The following is a 17,280-nucleotide window of genomic DNA, read 5'->3' on the forward strand; positions in this document are numbered from 1 at the left end:
GGCGGCGGCGCGGCGGGCCGCCGCGGCGCGGCGGCGACGTCCTCGTGCGGCACGGCCGCGGGAGCGTGGCTCAGCCCGAGCGCGCCGTCGACGCCCCTGGCCACGCCCGCGCCCAGCAGGAGCAGGACGATCGCGGCGACGAGCAGCGGCCACCGCTTCGGGGCCGGAGTGACGTGAATCACGCTCGCATCCTAGGGGTGTCCCCGCCGAGGGGGACACCCCTAATGCAACCGATGGTTGCGCCAGGCCGGCCTCCGCGGTAGCGTCATGCGCAACCGATAGTTGCAGGAGGGTGTCATGGAGTTCGGGACCATCGAGCGCGAGATGTACGTCGAGGCGTCGCCCGAGATCGTCTTCGACGTGGTGAGCAGCCCCGACCACATCAGGAAGTGGTGGCCGGACGACGCCCGGTACGACCCGACGCCCGGGTCGGTGGGAGAGATCGTCTTCGGCGAGCGCGACGCCGGCGGGACGGTGGTGCCGTTCACCGTCGTCGACGCGCGACCGCCGCGGATGTTCTCGTTCCGGTGGACGCACCCGGCCGGCGAGGCGGCAGCGGAGGGCAACTCGCTGCTGGTCACCTTCGACCTGACCCCGTCGGGCAGCGGGACGCTGCTCCGGATGACCGAGACCGGCTTCCGTGAGATGGGCTGGGAGCTGGCCGTGCTGGAGCAGCAGTACCAGGACCACGTCAGCGGCTGGGACCACTTCCTGCCGCGCCTGGTGGCGTACGCCCCGACCCTGCCGGTGCGGGCGTGAGCACCGGGCTGGTGGAGCAGGTCGACGACGACCTCTGGTCCGCGATCGGGGACCCGACCCGCCGCCGGATGCTCGACCTCCTGCTCGTCGAGGGCGACGGCACGGCGACCACGCTCAGCCAGCGGATGCCGGTCACCCGTCAGGCGGTGGCCAAGCACCTCGGCGTGCTCGACCGGGTCGGCCTGGTCCGGGCGACGCCGGCCGGCCGCGAGAAACGCTACCGGGTGGACGACGCGCAGCTCGCCCGCGCGGTGGCCCAGCTGTCGTCGGTCGGGGCGGCGTGGGACGCCCGGCTGCGGCGGATCAAGCGGATCGCCGAGTCGATCCAGAACGCCCGAACGGACTGACAAGAGGAAGAGGGAGTCGAGATGGTGGACATTCTGCACCGGGTCGGGGTCAAGACCCCGATGCCGGACAAGGTGTACGACGCGCTGACGACCGTCGAGGGACTCGCCGGTTGGTGGACCGACGACACGAAGGGGAGTGGCGAGGTCGGCGGCGTCCTCGAGTTCCGGTTCCCGCCCGGTGGCTTCGACATGGAGGTCGTCGAGCTACGACCCGCCGAGCGCGTGACCTGGCGGGTGGTCGACGGCCCCGAGGAGTGGATCGGGACCACTGTCGACTGGGACCTCCGCCAGGACGGCGACTACACGATCGTGCTGTTCGCGCACCGGGGCTGGCGGGAGCCGGTGGAGTTCATGCACCACTGCAGCACCAAGTGGGGGTCGTACCTGATGAGCCTGAAGTCGCTGGTGGAGACCGGCGACGGCGCACCGTCCCCGCGGGACGTGCAGATCAGCGACTGGCACTGACGCGGATCACGGCCTCCCCGTGACCGCCCAGGGGTGACCCTGCGTCGGTGATGCCGTTCGAAACCATGCCAACCGGGTACCCGCCGGCCGCGCCCGCTGTCGCCGGGCGTACGGACGGAAGGAACGGGGCATGACCAGGATCGGCATCATCATCGGCAGCACACGTCCCGGACGGAACGGGGAGACCGTGGCCCGCTGGGTCCACGAGATCGCCTCCCGGCGCGACGACGCCCACTACGAACTCGTCGACATCAAGGACTTCCACCTGCCGCACCTCGACGAGATGACGCCCCCGTCGCTCGGCCAGTACACCCAGCCGCACACCCTGCGCTGGGCCGAGAAGATCGCCTCGTTCGACGGCTACGTCTTCGTCACGCCGGAGTACAACCACTCCACCTCCGGTGCGCTGAAGAACGCGATCGACTTCCTCTACGCCGAGTGGAACAACAAGGCGGCCGGGTTCGTCAGCTACGGCAGCGTCGGCGGCACCCGGGCCGTGGAGCACCTGCGCCTGGTGGTCGCCGAGCTGCAGATGGCGGACGTGCGGGCCCAGGTCGCGCTCTCCCTGTTCACCGACTTCGAGAACTTCAGCCTCTTCAAGCCGGGCGAGCACCAGGTGGGCGCGGTGAACACCATGCTCGACCAGCTGGCCGCCTGGAGCGGCGCCCTGGCGACCCTGCGGTCCGGCACGACGATGGCCACCCCGCAGTCCGGCGCCTGACGGCCGCGCGGGGCTGATGTCAGTCCAGGCAGAACTCGTTGCCCTCGGGGTCGGTCAGCGTGATCCAGCCGGTGCTCAGCGGAGGCTCGGGCTCGTGCCGGCGTACCCGGGTCGCGCCGAGCGCGACGAGGCGGTCGCACTCGGCCTCCAGCGCCACCATCCGCTCCTCGCCCCGCAGCCCGGGCGCCGCCCGGACGTCGAGGTGCACCCGGTTCTTGGCGACCTTGTCCTCCGGCACCTGCTGGAAGAACAGCCGTGGGCCGTGCCCGTCCGGGTCCTCGATGGCCGAGCGCGTGTTGCGCTGCTCCTCCGGTACGCCCATCCCGGCCAGGAAGTCGTCCCACGCGGCCAGAGGGTCGGCGCCCTCCGGCAGGTCGACCCCGGGCGGGCCCGGGTGGACGTAGCCCAGCACCTCGCGCCAGAAGGACGACAGGGCCCGCGGGTCGTGGGCGTCGAAGGTGACCTGGATGTGGCGGCTCATGGGGTTGCTCCGTTCCGTCGGTGCGTCTCTCGCCTACTCTGACACCCCTGGCGGACAGGATCGGTCCGCTATCGCGGGCAAGGTGGGGACATGGGCGTGGCGACCGGCGACGAGCGGGGCACGACGGAGCGGGTGCTCACCCTGCTCGGGCTGCTCCAGCAGCGCCAGGTCTGGACCGGCCCCGAGCTCGCCGACCGGCTCGGGGTCACGCCGCGCACGATCCGGCGTGACGTCGAGCGGCTGCGCGCCCTCGGCTATCCCGTGCACGCCGTGCAGGGCGTCGGCGGCGGCTACCGGCTCGGCCCGGGGCGGGCGCTGCCGCCGCTGCTGCTCGACGACGAGGAGGCGATCGCGACCGCGGTCTCGCTGCTCGCCGGTGCGGGTGGCGCGGTCGCCGGTGCGGCCGACGCCGCGCTCCGGGCGCTGGCCAAGCTCGACCGGGTGCTGCCCACCCGCCTGCGGCACGACGTGCGCGCGCTCTCCGGCTCGGTGGAGTCGTTCGGCGGCGGCCGCCCACCGGTCGACCCCGAGGCGCTGATGACGCTGGCCCGGGCCTGCCGGGACGAGGTCGAGGCCGGCTTCGGCTATCCGTCCGGGGACGAGGTGCGGCGGCGGCGGGTCGAGCCCTACCGCCTGGTCGCCTCCGACCGCCGCTGGTACCTCCTGGCCTTCGACCTCGACCGCGACGACTGGCGCAGCTTCCGGGTCGACCGGATGACCGACGTCTCCGCACGGACCTGGCGCTTCCGCCCGCGCCCGGCGCCGGACGCGGCGACGCACGTGCAGGAGGCGGTGGCGAGCCGGGTCTACCCGCACCGGGCGCGCTTCCTCGTGCACGCGCCGGCCGAGACGGTACGCGCCCAGATCCCGGCGTCGGCGGCCGTGGTGCGGCGGCGCGACGGCGCGCGCTGCGAGGTCGTCAGCGGCGCCGGCAGCCTCGACTTCGTGCTCATGCACGTGGTGCTGCTGGGCCACGACTTCGAGGTGCTCGACCCGCCGGAGTTGCGGGGGCGCTGTCGCGCGCTCGCGGAGCGGCTGCTGGCGGCCGGCGGGACGACCACGCCGGCGCAGCCCTGAGCCGGTCCGCCCCCGATCGGGCTGCGGCGTCCCCGGTCAACCGGTCGGCGGGCCCGGGGTGGTCTTTCGCAGCCGGTCGGCCAGTTCGCGGACGGCCTCGTTGTGCCGCGGATCCGACGCGCCCGGCAGGTGCCCGACGATCGGCGGCGGGACGGTGTCACTGGGCGGCGTGACCACACCCCGGGGGTCCCGCAGCCGCCAGTCCACCGACCCGGCCGGGCCATCGGCCGGAGGTGGCCCGCCCGGCCGGGCCGGGGAGAAGATCCACCCCCCGATCGCGTCGGTGTCCCGCCACAGATTGATCCACCGCCAGCCGATCCGCTCCCCGATCTCGTGCAGCACGTCGGTGTGGACGTAGGCGGGGAACCAGTGGGCGTACAGCCGGGCCAGCGGCGCCCCGGACGTCAGCAGCGCCACCCGCGCGCAGACCTCCGGCGGCAGTTGCAGCACCGTCGCGGCGAGCAGGACCGCGCCGTGACTGTGCCCGGCGAGCAGCACCGTCCGCCCCTGCCCGGTGAGGTAGGTGATCCGGCGGGCGAGTTCGGGCACCGCCCGCTCGGCGTAACAGGGTGGCGCGAACGGGTGCGCCGCCCGGGGCCAGAAGGTGCCCAGGTCCCACAGCACCCCGACATAGCGGCGGAACTCGGGGGTCCGGTAGGCGAACAGGCCGCCCAGGATCAGCCCCAGGATCGCCGCGGCGATCACGTAGCTGCCCAGGCCGATCCCGAAGTTCACCAGGTCGGCCGGGATCGGCGCCCAACGGTCGATCACGTCCCCGGGATACCACCCGGCCAGCCCCAGGGTGCTGGTGGCCAGCCCGAGCCCGGCGAGAGCGGCGTAGGTGAGGACCAGTGGGGTCACCCGCTCGGTGAAGCGGGCTCGCGCGATGATCTTCTCGACCTGACGCAGCCGCTCGGCGGCATCGGCCGGCGCGTCGGGGTGGTCGCGGGCCACGATGTCCGCGGCGGCGCGCCGGCGGGCGGGCCGGGACGCCAGCGCCACGACGAGGCAGGCCACCGCGGCGACCGTCACTGCCAGGAAGAAGGCGAAGATCGCCCACTTGTACGCCAGCGGCGGGCTGGTGGCCAGCCGCGCGGCGGTGGGCGCGCTGCGGTCCAGCACGTCCGCCACCCGGTAGACCAGCTCGGCGGAGTACGCCACCCCCAGACCGGCCGCGACGGCGTCGATGACCGGGGCGCCGAGCGCGCGCAGGCGGGGCCCGCCGGGCAGCCGGGGACGCGCCCACAGCACGGCCGCCCCGAGGGCGACCAGGACGACGGTCTGCGTCGCGAACAGGAGGGAGACGATCTCCCCGTACCTGGGCAGACTCCTCCCGGCGGCCCAGGAGCCGGGCTCGGCCGCCACGACGACCACGACGGCGACGGTGAGCAGGCACGCCACGGTCTGCAGCCGGCGCAGGTTCCGTTCGACCCGTGGGGCCGGCGTGGTGCGATCCAGCAGCGGATGGGCGCAGACCAGCACCACGCACGCGGTCAGCACCGCCGCGGTCAGCACCAGCAGCGCGGTGACCACGACGGATGCCCGCCCCCCGGCGGAGCGCGCGGCGAGCATGACGACGTCCAGCGTGGCGAAGGCCGCGGCGACGTGGATCGCCCGGAGCCGGGAGACCAGCGGCGCGCCGTCCCACTGGCCGACCGCCGTGAGCTGGTGGGTGCCGGACGCGGCGGCCGGACTGCGGAATGTCGAAAACGTCGAGCCCGGCCGGCTGCTCAGTCGCCAGACCAGCGCCACCGCCGCGACCGGGACCAGGGCGAGCACCGCCAGCCGCAGCCCCGGCGGCCGCTCACCGAGCCAGGACAGCCAGTTCCGGCCGGTCAGGCACCGCGGCGAGCCCATGCACTTCCAGGCGATCAGGTCCAGCGCCACGCCCGCCACCGCGATCACGTACACCGCGGTGAGCGTCAGCGCGAGCAGCCGGCAGAGCGCCTTCACGGTCGCGGCGGGCAGCCCCGTGCCGGGCGGGTGCATCCAGATCGCCATGTTGCCGAGCATGAACGGCAGCAGGAACACCAGGGACAGCGTGCGGACCGCCGTGCCCGAGGGGAGATCCCGCCACCGGTACGCCTCCAGCAGCACACCACCCGGCCCGGTGGTGTCCGGATAGCCGGACCGCGGCCGGTAGAAGCCGCCGCTGCGGTCGCCGGCCACCTGATGCACGTTCGGCCGGTCCAGGACCTGCTCGGGGCCGGCGCCCGAGACGCCGTGCACCCGCAACTCCACGACCTCGACCGGCCGTTCGTCCGAGCTCCTCGGCGTGTCCGACATCGATCTCCCGCGGCGAAGGACCGGCGTCCCGGGCACCGAGGCGCCCGTGCCGGGGCTGCCGTCTACCCGTTCCGCGCCGGATCAAGGCCGGTGCCCAGTAACGTGGCGGGCGAGAGCCCCGGTTGGCCCAGGGAGGCCCCGATGAGCGCGACGGACGCCGCGAGCGGGAAGATGGACCTGAAGCTCGAGGTGATCGTCCTACCGGTGGCGGACGTCGACCGCGCCAAGGAGTTCTACGGGCGCCGCCTCGGGTGGCGGCTCGACCAGACGCCGCCCGGCATCGTCCAGCTCACGCCGCCGGGCTCCGGATGCTCGGTCCAGTTCGGTCCCACCCTGACCGTCGCCGCCCCCGGTTCGGCCAAGGCATACCTGATCGTCGCGGACGTCGAGGCGGCCCGGAACGCGGTGCTCGCCGCCGGCGTCGAGGTGAGCGAGATCTTCCATCCCGGTCCGGCCGGTCCGGTCAGCGGTCCGGATCCGGAGCGCCGCAGCTACCTCTCGCGCGCCTCGTTCAAGGATCCGGACGGCAACGAGTGGCTGCTCCAGGAGATCACCACCCGGCTGCCCGGGCGGGTGACGTCGGGCACGACCTCGTACGCCTCGACGGCCGACCTGGCCGGCGCGCTGCGCCGTGCCGCCGAGGCGCACGGCGAGCACGAGAAGCGGATCGGCGCGACGGACCCGGACTGGCCCGACTGGTACGCGGCGTTCATGGCGAGCGAGCAGACGGGCGAGAAACCACCGAGCTGACCGTTTCCGATCAGCCGATGGCGGTTGGGGAGGGCGGCGCGCTGCCGCCCTGCGGCGCCCCGGCGGTCATCAGCCGGATGATCTCGGCCCGGTCGGCGGCGGACGGCAGACCCCAGTCGGGTCGGTATCCGTACACCTGGTCCAGCGGCGTGGAGGCGGTGCGGCCGTCGAGGACTTCGACCGCGCCGGTGTCGATGAGCCCGGGATGCTCGACGCCGCACGCCTCGGCGACCTTCACGAGGTCGCGCCGCAGCGTCCGGATGTAGTGGGCGGCCCGTACGGACTTGCGGGCCGGGTCGAGGCCGCGGGCCAGCCACGGATTCTGGGTGGCGACACCGGTGGGGCAGGTGTCGGTGTGGCACTTCTGCGCCTGGATGCAGCCGATCGCCAGCATGGCCTCGCGGCCGACGTTCACCATGTCGGCGCCGAGCGCGAAGGCCACCACGGCGTTGTCCGGCAGCCCGAGCTTGCCGCTGCCGACGAAGACCACCTGCTCGTGCAGGTCCCGTTCGGCGAAGATCCGGTAGACCCGCGAGAAGCCCTGCTGGAAGGGCAGCGACACCGAGTCGGTGAAGATCAGCGGGGCGGCGCCGGTGCCGCCCTCGCCGCCGTCGACGGTCACGAAGTCCACGCCCCGGCCGGTGTCGCGCATCAGCGTGGTCAGCTCCGCCCAGAAGCCCAGGTCACCGACGGCGGACTTGATGCCGACCGGCAGGCCGGTCTCGGCGGCGAGCAGTTCCACCCAGTCCAGCAGGCTGTCGCAGTCGGAGAACTCGGCGTGCCGCGACGGGCTGACGCAGTCCTTGCCCGGGGTGATGCCGCGGGTGGCGGCAATCTCGGCGGAGACCTTCGCGGCCGGCAGCAGGCCGCCGAGGCTCGGCTTCGCGCCCTGGCTCAGCTTGATCTCCAGCGCCCGGACCGGCGCCCCCGCCACCAGGTCCTTGAGCCGGGCGAGGTCGAACCGGCCGCGCTCATCGCGGCAGCCGAAGTACGCGGTGCCGATCTGGAAGACCAGGTCACCGCCGTTGCGGTGGTACGGCGACAGCCCGCCCTCCCCGGTGTTCTGCAGGCAGCCGGCCAGGGCGGCGCCCCGGTTGAGCGCCTCGACGGCGTTGCCGGACAGCGAGCCGAAGCTCATGCCGGAGATGTTGACCACCGACTCCGGGCGGAACGCGCGGGCCCGGCCCCGAGCGCCGCCGAGCACCTTCGCGCAGGGCAGGGTCACGTCGTGCGCGGCGCCGGGGGAGGACGGCGGCACGGCCCGGCCGAAGGTGCGGTGCTTGATGATCGGGTAGCCGGGGGTGTACTCGATGTCGTTGTCCGTGCCGAACCCGAAGTAGTTGTTCTCCTGCTTGGCCGACGCGTACACCCAGCGCCGCTGGTCGCGGGTGAACGGACGCTCCTCGTTGTTGGCGGCCACGATGTACTGGCGCAGCTCGGGCCCGATCGACTCCAGCAGGTACCGGGCGCGGCCGAGGACGGGGAAGTTGCGCCGCAGCGCGTGGTCGCGTTGCAGCAGGTCGCGCGCGGCGAGAGCCGCGACGGCGGCGACGGCGGCGGGTACGGCTCTACGGGCCCAGCTCATGCCGCCCACTCTTTCCGGGATGGCCGCCGGCCAAACGGCCCGGCGGGGAGCGCCGCCCGGAGTCGTCGATTTTCTTCAGCGGAACGTCAGACGTTGAAGGGTATCGACATAGACGTTCGTGACGGTATAGCGTCCGCGCCAACGTTCCTCGACCGGCCGCTGAAGGAGTGCCATGCCCACACCACGAACCGTCCGCCTGCGGCGCCGAGGGCTGCTCGGCATCCCCGCCCTGGTGACCGCCGCGCTGGGCGTGGCCGCCCGGCCCGCGGCGGCGACCGCCGCACCGAGCACCCGGGCCGCCGCGACCGCCCGGCCCGCCGCGCCGAAGGCCGAGTGCCTGGCCGACCTGCTCGGGGAGTCCTGATGGCGACCATCCCCTGGCTCGTGGACGTGCTGCGGGGGGCCGGGGTGCAGGTCGTGGTCGAGGGCGACTGGCTCAACCGGATGCGGCCCGGCTCCTTCGACCCGATCGGGGTGCTGTGGCACCACACGGCGTCCACTTCCAGCGCCACCAACCCGCACCCGGCGCTCAACATCTGCATCAACGGCCGGCCCGACCTGGCCGGCCCGCTGTGCCAGGCGCTCGTCGACTACCACGGCGTGTTCCACGTGATCTCGGCCGGGCGCTGCAACCATGCCGGCACCAGCGGCGGCAGCGGACCGATCCCGGCCGGCGACGGCAACACCATGCTGATCGGCTGGGAGATCGACTACAACGGCGTGAGCCAGGAGATGACGGCGGCCCAGTACGACGCGTCGGTCGCCGCGACGGCGGCCGTCCTCACCCGGCTGGGCCGGGACGCCAGCTACGCCCGCGGGCACCGGGAGACCAGCACCACCGGCAAGATCGACCCGTCCTTCATCGACCTGAACGTGATGCGCGCGGACGTCGCGGCGAAGATGGGCGGCGTTCCGGCCTGGTCCTCGATCGTGGACAACGCCACCGCCGGACGCTTCACGGCCGGTGCCGCCTGGGGCGTCTCGTCCTACTCCGGGCAGCGCTACGGCGCCGACTACCGCTACGCGGACCCCGTGGCGGCCAGTGACCCGGCCTGGTACCGGTTCAACGTGCCGGCGGCCGGCAACTACCGGGTGGACGCCTGGTGGCCGGCCAACGCCGGCTACAACGGCGCGACGCCGTACATCGTGGCCACCACGACCGGCAACCGGACCGTCTACGTCGACCAGCGGGCGACCGGCGGCCAGTGGCGTACCCTCGGCACCTTCGCCCTCCCCGCGGGGGACGCCGACCGGGTGGCGGTGAGCCGGTGGAGTTCGGCCGCCGGCCTCGTCATCGCCGACGCGGTGCGGCTCACCCGCGTCTGACCCGCCGGCGCCGGAACCCCCCGGCCGGAGCTGCCCGGCCGGGGGTCAGCCCGGCACGGGCCGGCCCATCTCGGCCAGGATCCCGGTGCCCTGACCCAGCTCGATCAGGTATCCGTCCGGGTCCCGCAGGTAGCACCGGATCTCCATGCCGTGGTCCTTCGGTTCGGTCAGGAACTCACCACCCCGGGAGCGCCACAGCTCGTAGACGGCCCGTACGTCGGTGACCCGGATGTTCAGCGCCCCGCTCAGCGTGTCCGGGTCGGTGGGCGCCCGCGCCGTCACGGTCGGCTTGTCGTCGGTCGGCCCGCCCTCGTCGTTGAGCACGAGATAGCTGTTGTGCAGGCGGAGCACGGCGGGACGCCGGTCACGCACCACCGTGGCGCCCAGGACGTCGCGGTAGAACTCCCGTGAACGGTCCACGTCCCGCACGATCAGCAGGTGGGTGACGACCAGCCCGTGCTCGGGCTGGAAGTAGTCCGGTGCCTCATCCGTCACGACGCCCCCTCCCTCGGCCCCGCCGGTTACCCGGGTGCGCCCGGGCCACACCCGGTCGTTCCCGGGGCCCGGCCGGCCGGGCCCCGGGAACGGGCGCTGCGGTGTCACCACCCCACGGCGACCAGCAGCCACTGCGGGTCGGCCGCCGACACGAACGAGGACTGGTCGGCGACGTCGTCGTACGGGAAGCCGTACGACCGGCCGGCGATGGCGCGGTCGTGCCAGAACTTCGCGTAGTAGTTGGCCGGCGCCTGCTGGTAGAACAGGCTCGGGTCCGACCACTGCGCCGGCGGCAGGTGCGCGACGTGGCGGTTGAGCGCGGCACAGCCGGCCGCATTGCCGGCGAGCGGCCCGGCGCAGCCGAAGATGTCCGAGGTGGTGGCCGGCAGCCCCACCGACGACGCGTATCCGCTGAGGTAGTTGGCGTACTGCCCGCCGGCCCGGAACTGCGGCGTGTTGCCCGGCGACGGGATGCGGTACGGCGCCTCGATGGTGGCCAGGTGCTTGAACTCGGCCGGCATGGCGTCGGCGAACCGCTGGAAGGTCACCGACCGGTCCTCGGCGAACGTCGCCTCGGTCTCGCCGACGGCCACGTCCCGCCCGTCGTGGGCGCGCAGCCGCATGGCCAGCTTCAGGCCGAACGCGTCGACCCGGGTGGTGTTGCCGTTGAACTGGTCCGGCCCGACCGTGAACTCGATGAAGTCGCTGTACTGGCTGGTGGGCGACCCCAGGTGGAAGTACATCCGGCCCGCGGTGTTGACCGGCATGTCGAAGTAGGGCTGCTCGGCGATCGAGTGGGTCTGCCCGTTGTAGCTCCAGTACACCTGGCTGTCGGGGTAGCGGCCGTTGGTCCGGTTGAGGACCTTCACCATGAGCACGTTCGCGGCCGGCGGGATCGATCCCGTGTCACCCCAGAACCCGCCCGAGGGCGGCGGGGTCGTCGGGGGCGGGGTGGAGCCGGACGTGGTGCGCACCGTGAACTCCCACAGGGAGTAGCCGTAGGCGGTGGCCCGCGCCGTGCCGTACACCCGGACGTAGCGCCCGGAGCCGGTCACGTCGAGCGTCTGGGTGCCGCCGCCGCCGGTGGTCGTGGCGTAGACGGTGGTCCACGGGCCGTCCGGGTTGGCGGCGACCTGGACCTGGAAGGCCCGTGCGTAGGCCGCCTCCCACTGGAGCGTCACCTGGCAGAGGGCCTGCGTCGCGCCGAGGTCCACGCGGAGCCACTGGGGATCGGCGAAGGCGCTGGACCAGCGGGTGCCGGGGTTGCCGTCGACCGCGGCGGAAGCCGGGGTGGTGGCGCTCTCGGCTGACGAGGCGACCGCCGGACGGTTGAGCGCGGCGTTGCCGGCGCAGGCGGCGGATCCGGTGGTGCCGTAGACCTCGAACTCCCACAGGGAGTAGCCGTAGGCGGTGGCCCGGGTGGTGCCGTACAGGCGCACGTAGCGGCCGGTGCCGGTGACGGCGAGGGTCTGGGTGCCGCCGGTCGCGGTGGTGGTGCCGTAGACGGTGGTCCACGGCCCGGTCGGGCCGGTGGCGACCTGGATCTGGAAGGCCCGTGCGTAGGCGGCCTCCCAGACGAGCCGCACCTGGTCGATCGCCGCGGTGGCGCCCAGGTCGACCTGGAGCCACTGCGGGTCGCCGAACTGGCTCGACCACCGGGTGCCGGGGTCGCCGTCGGTGGCTGCGGAGGCCGGGGTGGCGGCGTTCTCGCTCGACGACGCGGTCGTCGGCCGCGCCTGGGAGAGCAGGGTGGACGCGGCGCTCGCGGCGAACGGCGCGGCCGCGACGGCGCCGCCGGCGAGCAGTGCCAGGACGGCGGCGAGGGCGGTGAGCAGGCGCCGGCCGGCGCGGTCCGGCCGGCGGCGGTGGCGGGGTGGGGCGGTGTGCATGGCATCTCCTACGGGTGGAATCCGGCGGAGAGCGCTCTCGGACCCGAGGGTCATCCCCGTCCGTGCTTCTGTCAAGAGACCGGTCCGAGGGCCGGGAAAGATCGGTTCCGGACTTTCCCCATTTCATTGACTGATAGAAGCGACTCGATGGAACCTGTTCGCGGAGCGCTCTCACCCTCCCGGCCATCAGCCCGTTCACGGGAGCCGCCATGCGCACGCCACCACGCCCGTCCCGCAGGTCGCGCCGTCTCACCGCCACGGTGTCCGCACTGCTCGTCCTGCTCGCCGCCTACCTGACCGTCCCCGTGCGACCCGCCACCGCCGCCGGGCCGCTGCTCTCGCAGGGTCGACCGACCACCGCGTCCTCCGTCGAGCAGGGCGCCACCCCGGCCGCCGCCGCCACCGACGGCGACGCCGGCACCCGGTGGTCCAGCTCCTTCAGCGATCCACAGTGGCTCCAGGTCGACCTCGGCGCCACCGCCACCGTCGACCAGGTCGAACTGGTCTGGGAGGCCGCCTACGCACGGGCGTTCCAGCTCCAGGTCGCCGGCGATCCCGCCGGCCCCTGGCAGACGATCTACAGCACCACCAGCGGCACGGGTGGCACCCAGACCCTCGCCGTCTCCGGCACCGGCCGGTACGTGCGCCTGTACGGCACCGCCCGGGCCACCGGATACGGCTACTCGCTCTGGGAGTTCAAGGTCTACGGCACCACCGGCCCGGGCCAGCCGCCCACCGGCCGGCCGATCTCCGAGTTCCGCAAGGTCGCCGCGTCGTCCTGGGAAGGCGGCAACGCGCCCGCCGCCGCGCTCGACGGCCGGACGACCACCCGCTGGTCCAGCCAGTTCAGCGACCCGCAGTGGCTGAGCGTCGACTTCGGCGGCGTCGCCACGATCAACCGCGTCGTCCTCAACTGGGAGGCCGCCTACGCCACCGGCTACCGGCTGGAGACCTCCGCCGACGGGACCACCTGGACCACGATCTACTCCACCACCACGGGACGCGGCGGCGTCGAACAGCTCGCGGTGACCGGCAGCGGACGCTACCTGCGTCTCCACGGCACCGCGCGGGCCACCGGCTACGGCTACTCGCTCTGGGAGTTCCAGGTCTACGGCACCGTCGACGACGCGGCCAGCACGGCGCCGATGCTATCCGGCCCCACCCGGCCGCCCGGCACGCTCAACCAGTTCGCGCTGACCGCCCCGGCCGACGGGGCCATGGTCACCACCACCCGCCGGCCCGTGCTCACCTGGGCCGCCGTCGCGGGCGCCACCCGCTACCAGGTGTGGATCAACATCAGCCGCACCGACTACGACTTCACCGCCCCGGGCAACCTCATCGACCTCTACACGAAGGTCGCCGAACCGACCGGCACCTCCTACACACCCACCTGGGACCTGCCCGACCGATGGACCTACAAGTGGTATGTCACCGCGACCGGCGCCGCCACGACCACCTCGGCCATCCGGCGCTTCAGCGTCTACCTGCCCACCCTGGAGACGGTCGCCGACGGCGTCGGCGTCGTCGCCGGCAGCCGGGACCTCAACCGGAACGGCGCCGTCGAGCCGTATGAGAACTGGCGGCTCCCGGTCGACACCCGGGTCGACGACCTCCTGAGCCGGATGACGGCCGAGGAGAAGGCGTACCAGATGTTCTACAACGCCCAGGCGTACCCCCGATCCGGCTGGCACTTCGGCCCGGCGCAGGCGCAGGACCTGCACGACCAGCTCCTCGCGTCGTCCGGCACCCGGCTGGGCATCCCGTTCGTCTCGGCGGGCGACACCATCCACGGCTACCAGACCACCTACCCCATGCAGAGCGCCCTGGCGGCCGCCCGCGACTACGCCCTCGACTACAAGCTCGGCGACATGCAGCGCCGGGAGCAGCTGGAGGTCGGCACCCGGGGCGTCCTGGGGCCGCTGGCCGAGGTCGGCACGAAGGTGATCTACCCGCGCATCCAGGAGGGCAACGGGGAGAACGCGCAGGTGGCCGCCGCCCAGGTGCGGGCCCTCGTGGCCGGCCTCCAGGGCGGCCCGGAGCTGAACCCCGCCTCGGTGCTGGCCACGGTGAAGCACTGGCCCGGTGAAGGCGCCGGCGGCGAGGCGCTGATCGTCTACGACGGCGTCACGATCAAGTACCACATGATCCCGTTCCGCGCGGCCATGGAGGCGGGCGCCGTCAACATCATGCCGGGGTACGCCGGCAGCTCGTACCTCGATCCCGGCGGCCCGGGGGCGGGTGACAGCGCGCCGATCCTCGCGTACCTGCGGCAGAACCTCGGCTACCAGGGCCTGATCACCACCGACTGGCTGCCCTCCGGCTCCTGGGTCGGTGCGGCGAAGGCCGGGTCCGACGTCATGGGCGGCGCGGACCCCGGTGCGGCCGGCTTCTCGATGGCCACGTTCCTCGCGAACGTGCCCGGCGCCCGGATCGACGACGCGGTCCGGCGGGTGCTGCGGCTGAAGTTCCAGCTCGGAATCTTCGAGAACCCGTACGGCGACCCGGTCAACGGCCCGTACCGGTTCCACCAGCCGGCGTACACCGCGCTGGCCAACCAGGCGTCGCGTGAGGCCATGACGCTGCTGAAGAACGACGGCGGGATCCTGCCCATCCGGCTGACCGCCGGGGACAACATCGTGGTGGCCGGGTCGCGTGCCGCCGACACCACGGCCTGCTGCGTCTGGACGAGCTTCTTCCACGCCGAGTACGGCTCGCAGACCATGCTCGACGCGATCCGCGCCCGGGCCACCCGGGCCGGGGTGAACGTCTACTCCGGCGACGGCCCGAACCCGAAGCTGGCGATCGTGGCGGTGGGTGAGACGTCGTACACCCACGCGACCAACTGGCCGAAGGAACAGCCGTACCTGCCACCGGACCAGCTCCAGGTGATCCAGGACTTCCGCGCCCGGGGGATCCCCGTGGTGGTCGCCCTGGTCCTGCCCCGGCCGTACGTGATCACCGAGTGGCGTGACCTGGCGAGCGCGATCGTCGTCACCTACCGGGGCGGCGAGGAGATGGGCCCGGCGCTGGCCGGTCTGCTCTTCGGCGACTACGCGCCGAGCGGCAGGCTGCCGTGGCAGCTCCCGCGCAGTCTGGCGGACGTGTTGCGGCCCGGCGGCACCGACGTGCCGGCCGACGCCGTCGAGGCGTGGGACCTGCCGTACGACCTGGGGGCCACCTCCGCCGAGCGGGCCCAGATCCGGGCCGCCATCGACGCCAGCCAGCCACCAGCGACCGCGTACGGCAACCCGCTCTACCCGTACGGCGCCGGCCTGACCGGCTTCTGACCGTCGCGGGCGGGGTCGCGCGCCGGCGACCCCGCCCGTCCCGCCTGGGCTTCGGGTTCACCGCCGTTCGCGGGCCGATGGTATGAATGCAGCGTGGCGTCGTCGCAGAACGTAGACCTGATGGGCAACGTCCGCGCGCTGGTCGAGGACGTGCTGCCGGCGCGCCTGCCGGGAGCGCGCGTCGCGGCGGACAGCGACGAGATCGTCGTCGCCGTGCCCGGCGGCCGCGCCCGGGTGTCGCTGGTGCCGCTCCTGCGCGCCTGCCGGGACCAGCCCCGGCAGGCCTGGCCCGAGCTGGTGGCCGACTGGGTCACGGCGGTCCGCCGGGAGCTGCCGGACAGCGTCTCGGCCGACCTCGGGCCGGTCGACGTCGAGCAGCTCCGCCTCCGCCTCACCCCGGCCGCCGCGGCCACGGAGGCCGACGACTACCTGGCTGTGCCGTACGGCGGGCACTTCACCGCGACGGTCGTGGTGAACCGGCCCGAGCGGCTGGACCTGCTGACTCTCGCCCAGGCCGCCCGGCTGGGCCGCGAACCCGCGGAGCTGGTACGCATCGCCGTCCGGCAGACCGTGGAGCGCGAACTGACCACCCTCGACGTACGCGACCACGAGCTGCCCGGCGGAGGGGCGGTGCGCCTGCTCGCCGCCGACGGCAACCCGTTCGTGACGACCGCCCTCATGTCGGTCAAGCGTTTCCTGCCCGAGAGCGCCGAGCACGGCGCGCTGGTGGCGGCGCCGCAGTACAGCGCCGTGCTGCTGCATCCGGTCGGCAACCGGGTGCAGGACGCCGCGGTGGCACTGCACCGGCTGGCCGGCTCGATGGTCGAGGCCGCCGCCGACCCCTGTTCCGACCAGGTCTTCTGGTGGCACGGCGGCGAGTTCCACCCGGTCCGCGTCGTGCCGGGGGAGGCCGGCGCGGCCGTGCAGGTGCGGCTGCCCGAGGCGCTGGCCCCCGTCGTGGCGCGGCTGGACGGCCCTACGGGGTGACCGCCCGGTCGAGCTTCCGGGCGGCCAGTGCCCGGTCCCGCTGCTCGGTCAGGAACCGGAGCGCGGCGTCGCGCTCCCCGTCGTGCCAGGCCCGCACGAGCCCCTCGTAGAACGCGGCCTGCTCCGCCAGCTGTCGCGCGCCCGTGCCGGAGGACTCGGCGGCCCGGTCGTGGCACAGCCTGGCGAGCGCGGTCGCCGGCTCGACGGGGGAGCCGGTGCCGTTGACCACCCGCCAGCCGGGCAGCTGGTGCCAGTGCGTGCGGCGCCGGTGCGGATCCTGCGCGAAGTCCCGCTCGGCCACGTCGGCGAGCCGCGCGGCCGGCCAGCCGTCGATCTTCTCCAGGCCGGCGTCCACCACGAACCGCCGCGCCTGGTCCACCGCCTCGTCGGCGGACAGGTCCACGGTGCGCGGCCCGGACCGGACCTCGTCCATCCGGACGCCGTAGGTCATGATCCAGCTGGTGAACGGCGTCACGAGCGGCTGCACTCCGGCGGCCACCCAGCCCACCGGCCGGGTGGGTGAGCCGGACCAGCCGATCCAGGCCAGCGCCCAGTCCAGCGGCTCGCGCGCCAGCACCGTGTCGAGGCCGGCGCCCCGCAGCGACCACTCGCCCGGCAGGTCGGGCCGCAGTTCGGTGAGCACCTGCCGCCACCGCCGCGCCTTGTCAGCAGAGGACATACGCACCTTTCACGCTCGGTGGCCGGGCCCGGTCAGTCTACGCTCAGGGGTCGTTGCGTCGGCCGTAGCTCCTCCGGCGGCTCGGGCAGATCCAGCACCCGCTGGACCTTGTTGGCCCAGCTCGGCTCGATGCCGGTCTTGAGGCC

Annotated in this window: 17 protein-coding genes; 10 read left to right on the top strand and 7 right to left on the bottom strand. The window is 73.5% G+C overall.

The annotated features are described in order from the left end of the window. Window positions 1–182, bottom strand: a 182-nt coding sequence (locus ABZW14_RS33625) for a hypothetical protein (protein WP_355355079.1), incomplete at its 3' end; no start/stop codon positions are given. Window positions 183–297: 115 nt separating this feature from the next. Here ABZW14_RS33625 and ABZW14_RS33630 point away from each other — a divergent pair. The 4 genes from ABZW14_RS33630 to ABZW14_RS33645 all read left to right on the top strand — a co-directional run bounded on the left by ABZW14_RS33630 (window position 298) and on the right by ABZW14_RS33645 (window position 2,292). Then, a complete protein-coding gene (locus ABZW14_RS33630) occupies window positions 298–759 on the top strand; it encodes an SRPBCC family protein (protein ID WP_355355082.1) in 462 nt (153 codons plus the stop codon). Then, window positions 756–1,106, top strand: coding sequence for a metalloregulator ArsR/SmtB family transcription factor (locus ABZW14_RS33635; protein WP_355355085.1), 351 nt, complete (start codon window positions 756–758; stop codon window positions 1,104–1,106). The genes ABZW14_RS33630 and ABZW14_RS33635 overlap by 4 nt, the downstream gene beginning before the upstream one ends. A 21-nt stretch (window positions 1,107–1,127) precedes the next feature. Continuing rightward, window positions 1,128–1,571 (top strand): SRPBCC domain-containing protein, encoded by a 444-nt coding sequence (locus ABZW14_RS33640; protein WP_355355088.1) that lies wholly within the window; start codon window positions 1,128–1,130, stop codon window positions 1,569–1,571. 130 nt (window positions 1,572–1,701) lie between these two features. Further along, a complete protein-coding gene (locus ABZW14_RS33645; RefSeq protein WP_355355091.1) occupies window positions 1,702–2,292 on the top strand; it encodes an NAD(P)H-dependent oxidoreductase in 591 nt (196 codons plus the stop codon). Window positions 2,293–2,311: 19 nt separating this feature from the next. Here the strand turns inward: ABZW14_RS33645 and ABZW14_RS33650 are convergent, their stop codons facing one another. Beyond that, window positions 2,312–2,773: a VOC family protein gene (locus tag ABZW14_RS33650; RefSeq protein ID WP_355355094.1), complete on the bottom strand. Its 462-nt coding sequence runs from the start codon at window positions 2,771–2,773 to the stop codon at window positions 2,312–2,314. Window positions 2,774–2,863: 90 nt separating this feature from the next. Between ABZW14_RS33650 and ABZW14_RS33655 the strand changes: the two genes are divergently transcribed. Then, on the top strand, window positions 2,864–3,850 hold the full coding sequence (locus tag ABZW14_RS33655) for a YafY family protein (RefSeq protein ID WP_355355097.1): 987 nt from the start codon (window positions 2,864–2,866) through the stop codon (window positions 3,848–3,850). A gap of 36 nt (window positions 3,851–3,886) precedes the next feature. Here ABZW14_RS33655 and ABZW14_RS33660 read toward each other — a convergent pair whose 3' ends face one another. Then, window positions 3,887–6,136, bottom strand: a complete 2,250-nt coding sequence (locus tag ABZW14_RS33660) for a hypothetical protein (RefSeq protein WP_355355100.1) — start codon at window positions 6,134–6,136, stop codon at window positions 3,887–3,889. A gap of 141 nt (window positions 6,137–6,277) precedes the next feature. On the opposite strand from ABZW14_RS33660, the gene ABZW14_RS33665 reads away from it, so the two are divergent. Continuing rightward, window positions 6,278–6,886: a VOC family protein gene (locus tag ABZW14_RS33665; RefSeq protein WP_355355103.1), complete on the top strand. Its 609-nt coding sequence runs from the start codon at window positions 6,278–6,280 to the stop codon at window positions 6,884–6,886. A 10-nt stretch (window positions 6,887–6,896) separates the two neighbouring features. On the opposite strand, the gene ABZW14_RS33670 is transcribed toward ABZW14_RS33665, so the two are convergent. Continuing rightward, window positions 6,897–8,471 carry an FMN-binding glutamate synthase family protein gene (locus tag ABZW14_RS33670; protein ID WP_355355106.1) on the bottom strand — a complete coding sequence of 525 codons (1,575 nt, stop codon included), beginning with the start codon at window positions 8,469–8,471 and terminating at the stop codon, window positions 6,897–6,899. Between the two features lie 172 nt (window positions 8,472–8,643). On the opposite strand from ABZW14_RS33670, the gene ABZW14_RS33675 reads away from it, so the two are divergent. Then, entirely contained in the window at window positions 8,644–8,835 is a 192-nt protein-coding gene (locus ABZW14_RS33675; RefSeq protein ID WP_355355109.1) for a hypothetical protein, read from the top strand. Continuing rightward, a complete protein-coding gene (locus ABZW14_RS33680; protein WP_355355112.1) occupies window positions 8,835–9,797 on the top strand; it encodes an N-acetylmuramoyl-L-alanine amidase in 963 nt (320 codons plus the stop codon). Before ABZW14_RS33675 ends, ABZW14_RS33680 begins: the two co-directional genes overlap by 1 nt. A gap of 45 nt (window positions 9,798–9,842) precedes the next feature. Here the strand turns inward: ABZW14_RS33680 and ABZW14_RS33685 are convergent, their stop codons facing one another. Next, the gene (locus tag ABZW14_RS33685; RefSeq protein WP_355355115.1) at window positions 9,843–10,292 is read right to left on the bottom strand and encodes a VOC family protein; all 450 of its coding nucleotides are present in this window, start codon (window positions 10,290–10,292) and stop codon (window positions 9,843–9,845) included. 104 nt (window positions 10,293–10,396) lie between these two features. Next, a complete protein-coding gene (locus ABZW14_RS33690) occupies window positions 10,397–12,181 on the bottom strand; it encodes a discoidin domain-containing protein (RefSeq protein WP_355355118.1) in 1,785 nt (594 codons plus the stop codon). Window positions 12,182–12,390: 209 nt separating this feature from the next. On the opposite strand from ABZW14_RS33690, the gene ABZW14_RS33695 reads away from it, so the two are divergent. Together ABZW14_RS33695 and ABZW14_RS33700 are read left to right on the top strand one after the other, a co-directional pair. Next, complete coding sequence (locus ABZW14_RS33695) at window positions 12,391–15,468, top strand: discoidin domain-containing protein (protein ID WP_355355121.1); 3,078 nt, start codon at window positions 12,391–12,393, stop codon at window positions 15,466–15,468. A 93-nt stretch (window positions 15,469–15,561) separates the two neighbouring features. Beyond that, window positions 15,562–16,455: a hypothetical protein gene (locus ABZW14_RS33700; RefSeq protein ID WP_355355124.1), complete on the top strand. Its 894-nt coding sequence runs from the start codon at window positions 15,562–15,564 to the stop codon at window positions 16,453–16,455. Here the strand turns inward: ABZW14_RS33700 and ABZW14_RS33705 are convergent. Beyond that, entirely contained in the window at window positions 16,445–17,134 is a 690-nt protein-coding gene (locus tag ABZW14_RS33705; protein ID WP_355355127.1) for a hypothetical protein, read from the bottom strand. The two genes, ABZW14_RS33700 and ABZW14_RS33705, sit on opposite strands and share 11 nt — an antisense overlap. Window positions 17,135–17,280: the final 146 nt, after the last annotated feature.

Origin of the sequence: Micromonospora sp. NPDC004551, assembly GCF_040609975.1 — a bacterium.
Classification (GTDB): Bacteria; Actinomycetota; Actinomycetes; order Mycobacteriales; family Micromonosporaceae; genus Micromonospora.

What these genes read in the sequence shown, in the direction of transcription:
- ABZW14_RS33660 (WP_355355100.1), bottom strand. Translation starts at nt 6,136, where the DNA reads ATGTCGGACACGCCGAGGAGCTCGGACGAACGGCCGGTCGAGGTCGTG.
- ABZW14_RS33665 (WP_355355103.1), top strand. Translation starts at nt 6,278, where the DNA reads ATGAGCGCGACGGACGCCGCGAGCGGGAAGATGGACCTGAAGCTCGAG.
- ABZW14_RS33675 (WP_355355109.1), top strand. Translation starts at nt 8,644, where the DNA reads ATGCCCACACCACGAACCGTCCGCCTGCGGCGCCGAGGGCTGCTCGGC.
- ABZW14_RS33655 (WP_355355097.1), top strand. Translation starts at nt 2,864, where the DNA reads ATGGGCGTGGCGACCGGCGACGAGCGGGGCACGACGGAGCGGGTGCTC.
- ABZW14_RS33650 (WP_355355094.1), bottom strand. Translation starts at nt 2,773, where the DNA reads ATGAGCCGCCACATCCAGGTCACCTTCGACGCCCACGACCCGCGGGCC.
- ABZW14_RS33645 (WP_355355091.1), top strand. Translation starts at nt 1,702, where the DNA reads ATGACCAGGATCGGCATCATCATCGGCAGCACACGTCCCGGACGGAAC.
- ABZW14_RS33705 (WP_355355127.1), bottom strand. Translation starts at nt 17,134, where the DNA reads ATGTCCTCTGCTGACAAGGCGCGGCGGTGGCGGCAGGTGCTCACCGAA.
- ABZW14_RS33640 (WP_355355088.1), top strand. Translation starts at nt 1,128, where the DNA reads ATGGTGGACATTCTGCACCGGGTCGGGGTCAAGACCCCGATGCCGGAC.
- ABZW14_RS33630 (WP_355355082.1), top strand. Translation starts at nt 298, where the DNA reads ATGGAGTTCGGGACCATCGAGCGCGAGATGTACGTCGAGGCGTCGCCC.
- ABZW14_RS33695 (WP_355355121.1), top strand. Translation starts at nt 12,391, where the DNA reads ATGCGCACGCCACCACGCCCGTCCCGCAGGTCGCGCCGTCTCACCGCC.
- ABZW14_RS33670 (WP_355355106.1), bottom strand. Translation starts at nt 8,471, where the DNA reads ATGAGCTGGGCCCGTAGAGCCGTACCCGCCGCCGTCGCCGCCGTCGCG.
- ABZW14_RS33690 (WP_355355118.1), bottom strand. Translation starts at nt 12,181, where the DNA reads ATGCACACCGCCCCACCCCGCCACCGCCGCCGGCCGGACCGCGCCGGC.
- ABZW14_RS33680 (WP_355355112.1), top strand. Translation starts at nt 8,835, where the DNA reads ATGGCGACCATCCCCTGGCTCGTGGACGTGCTGCGGGGGGCCGGGGTG.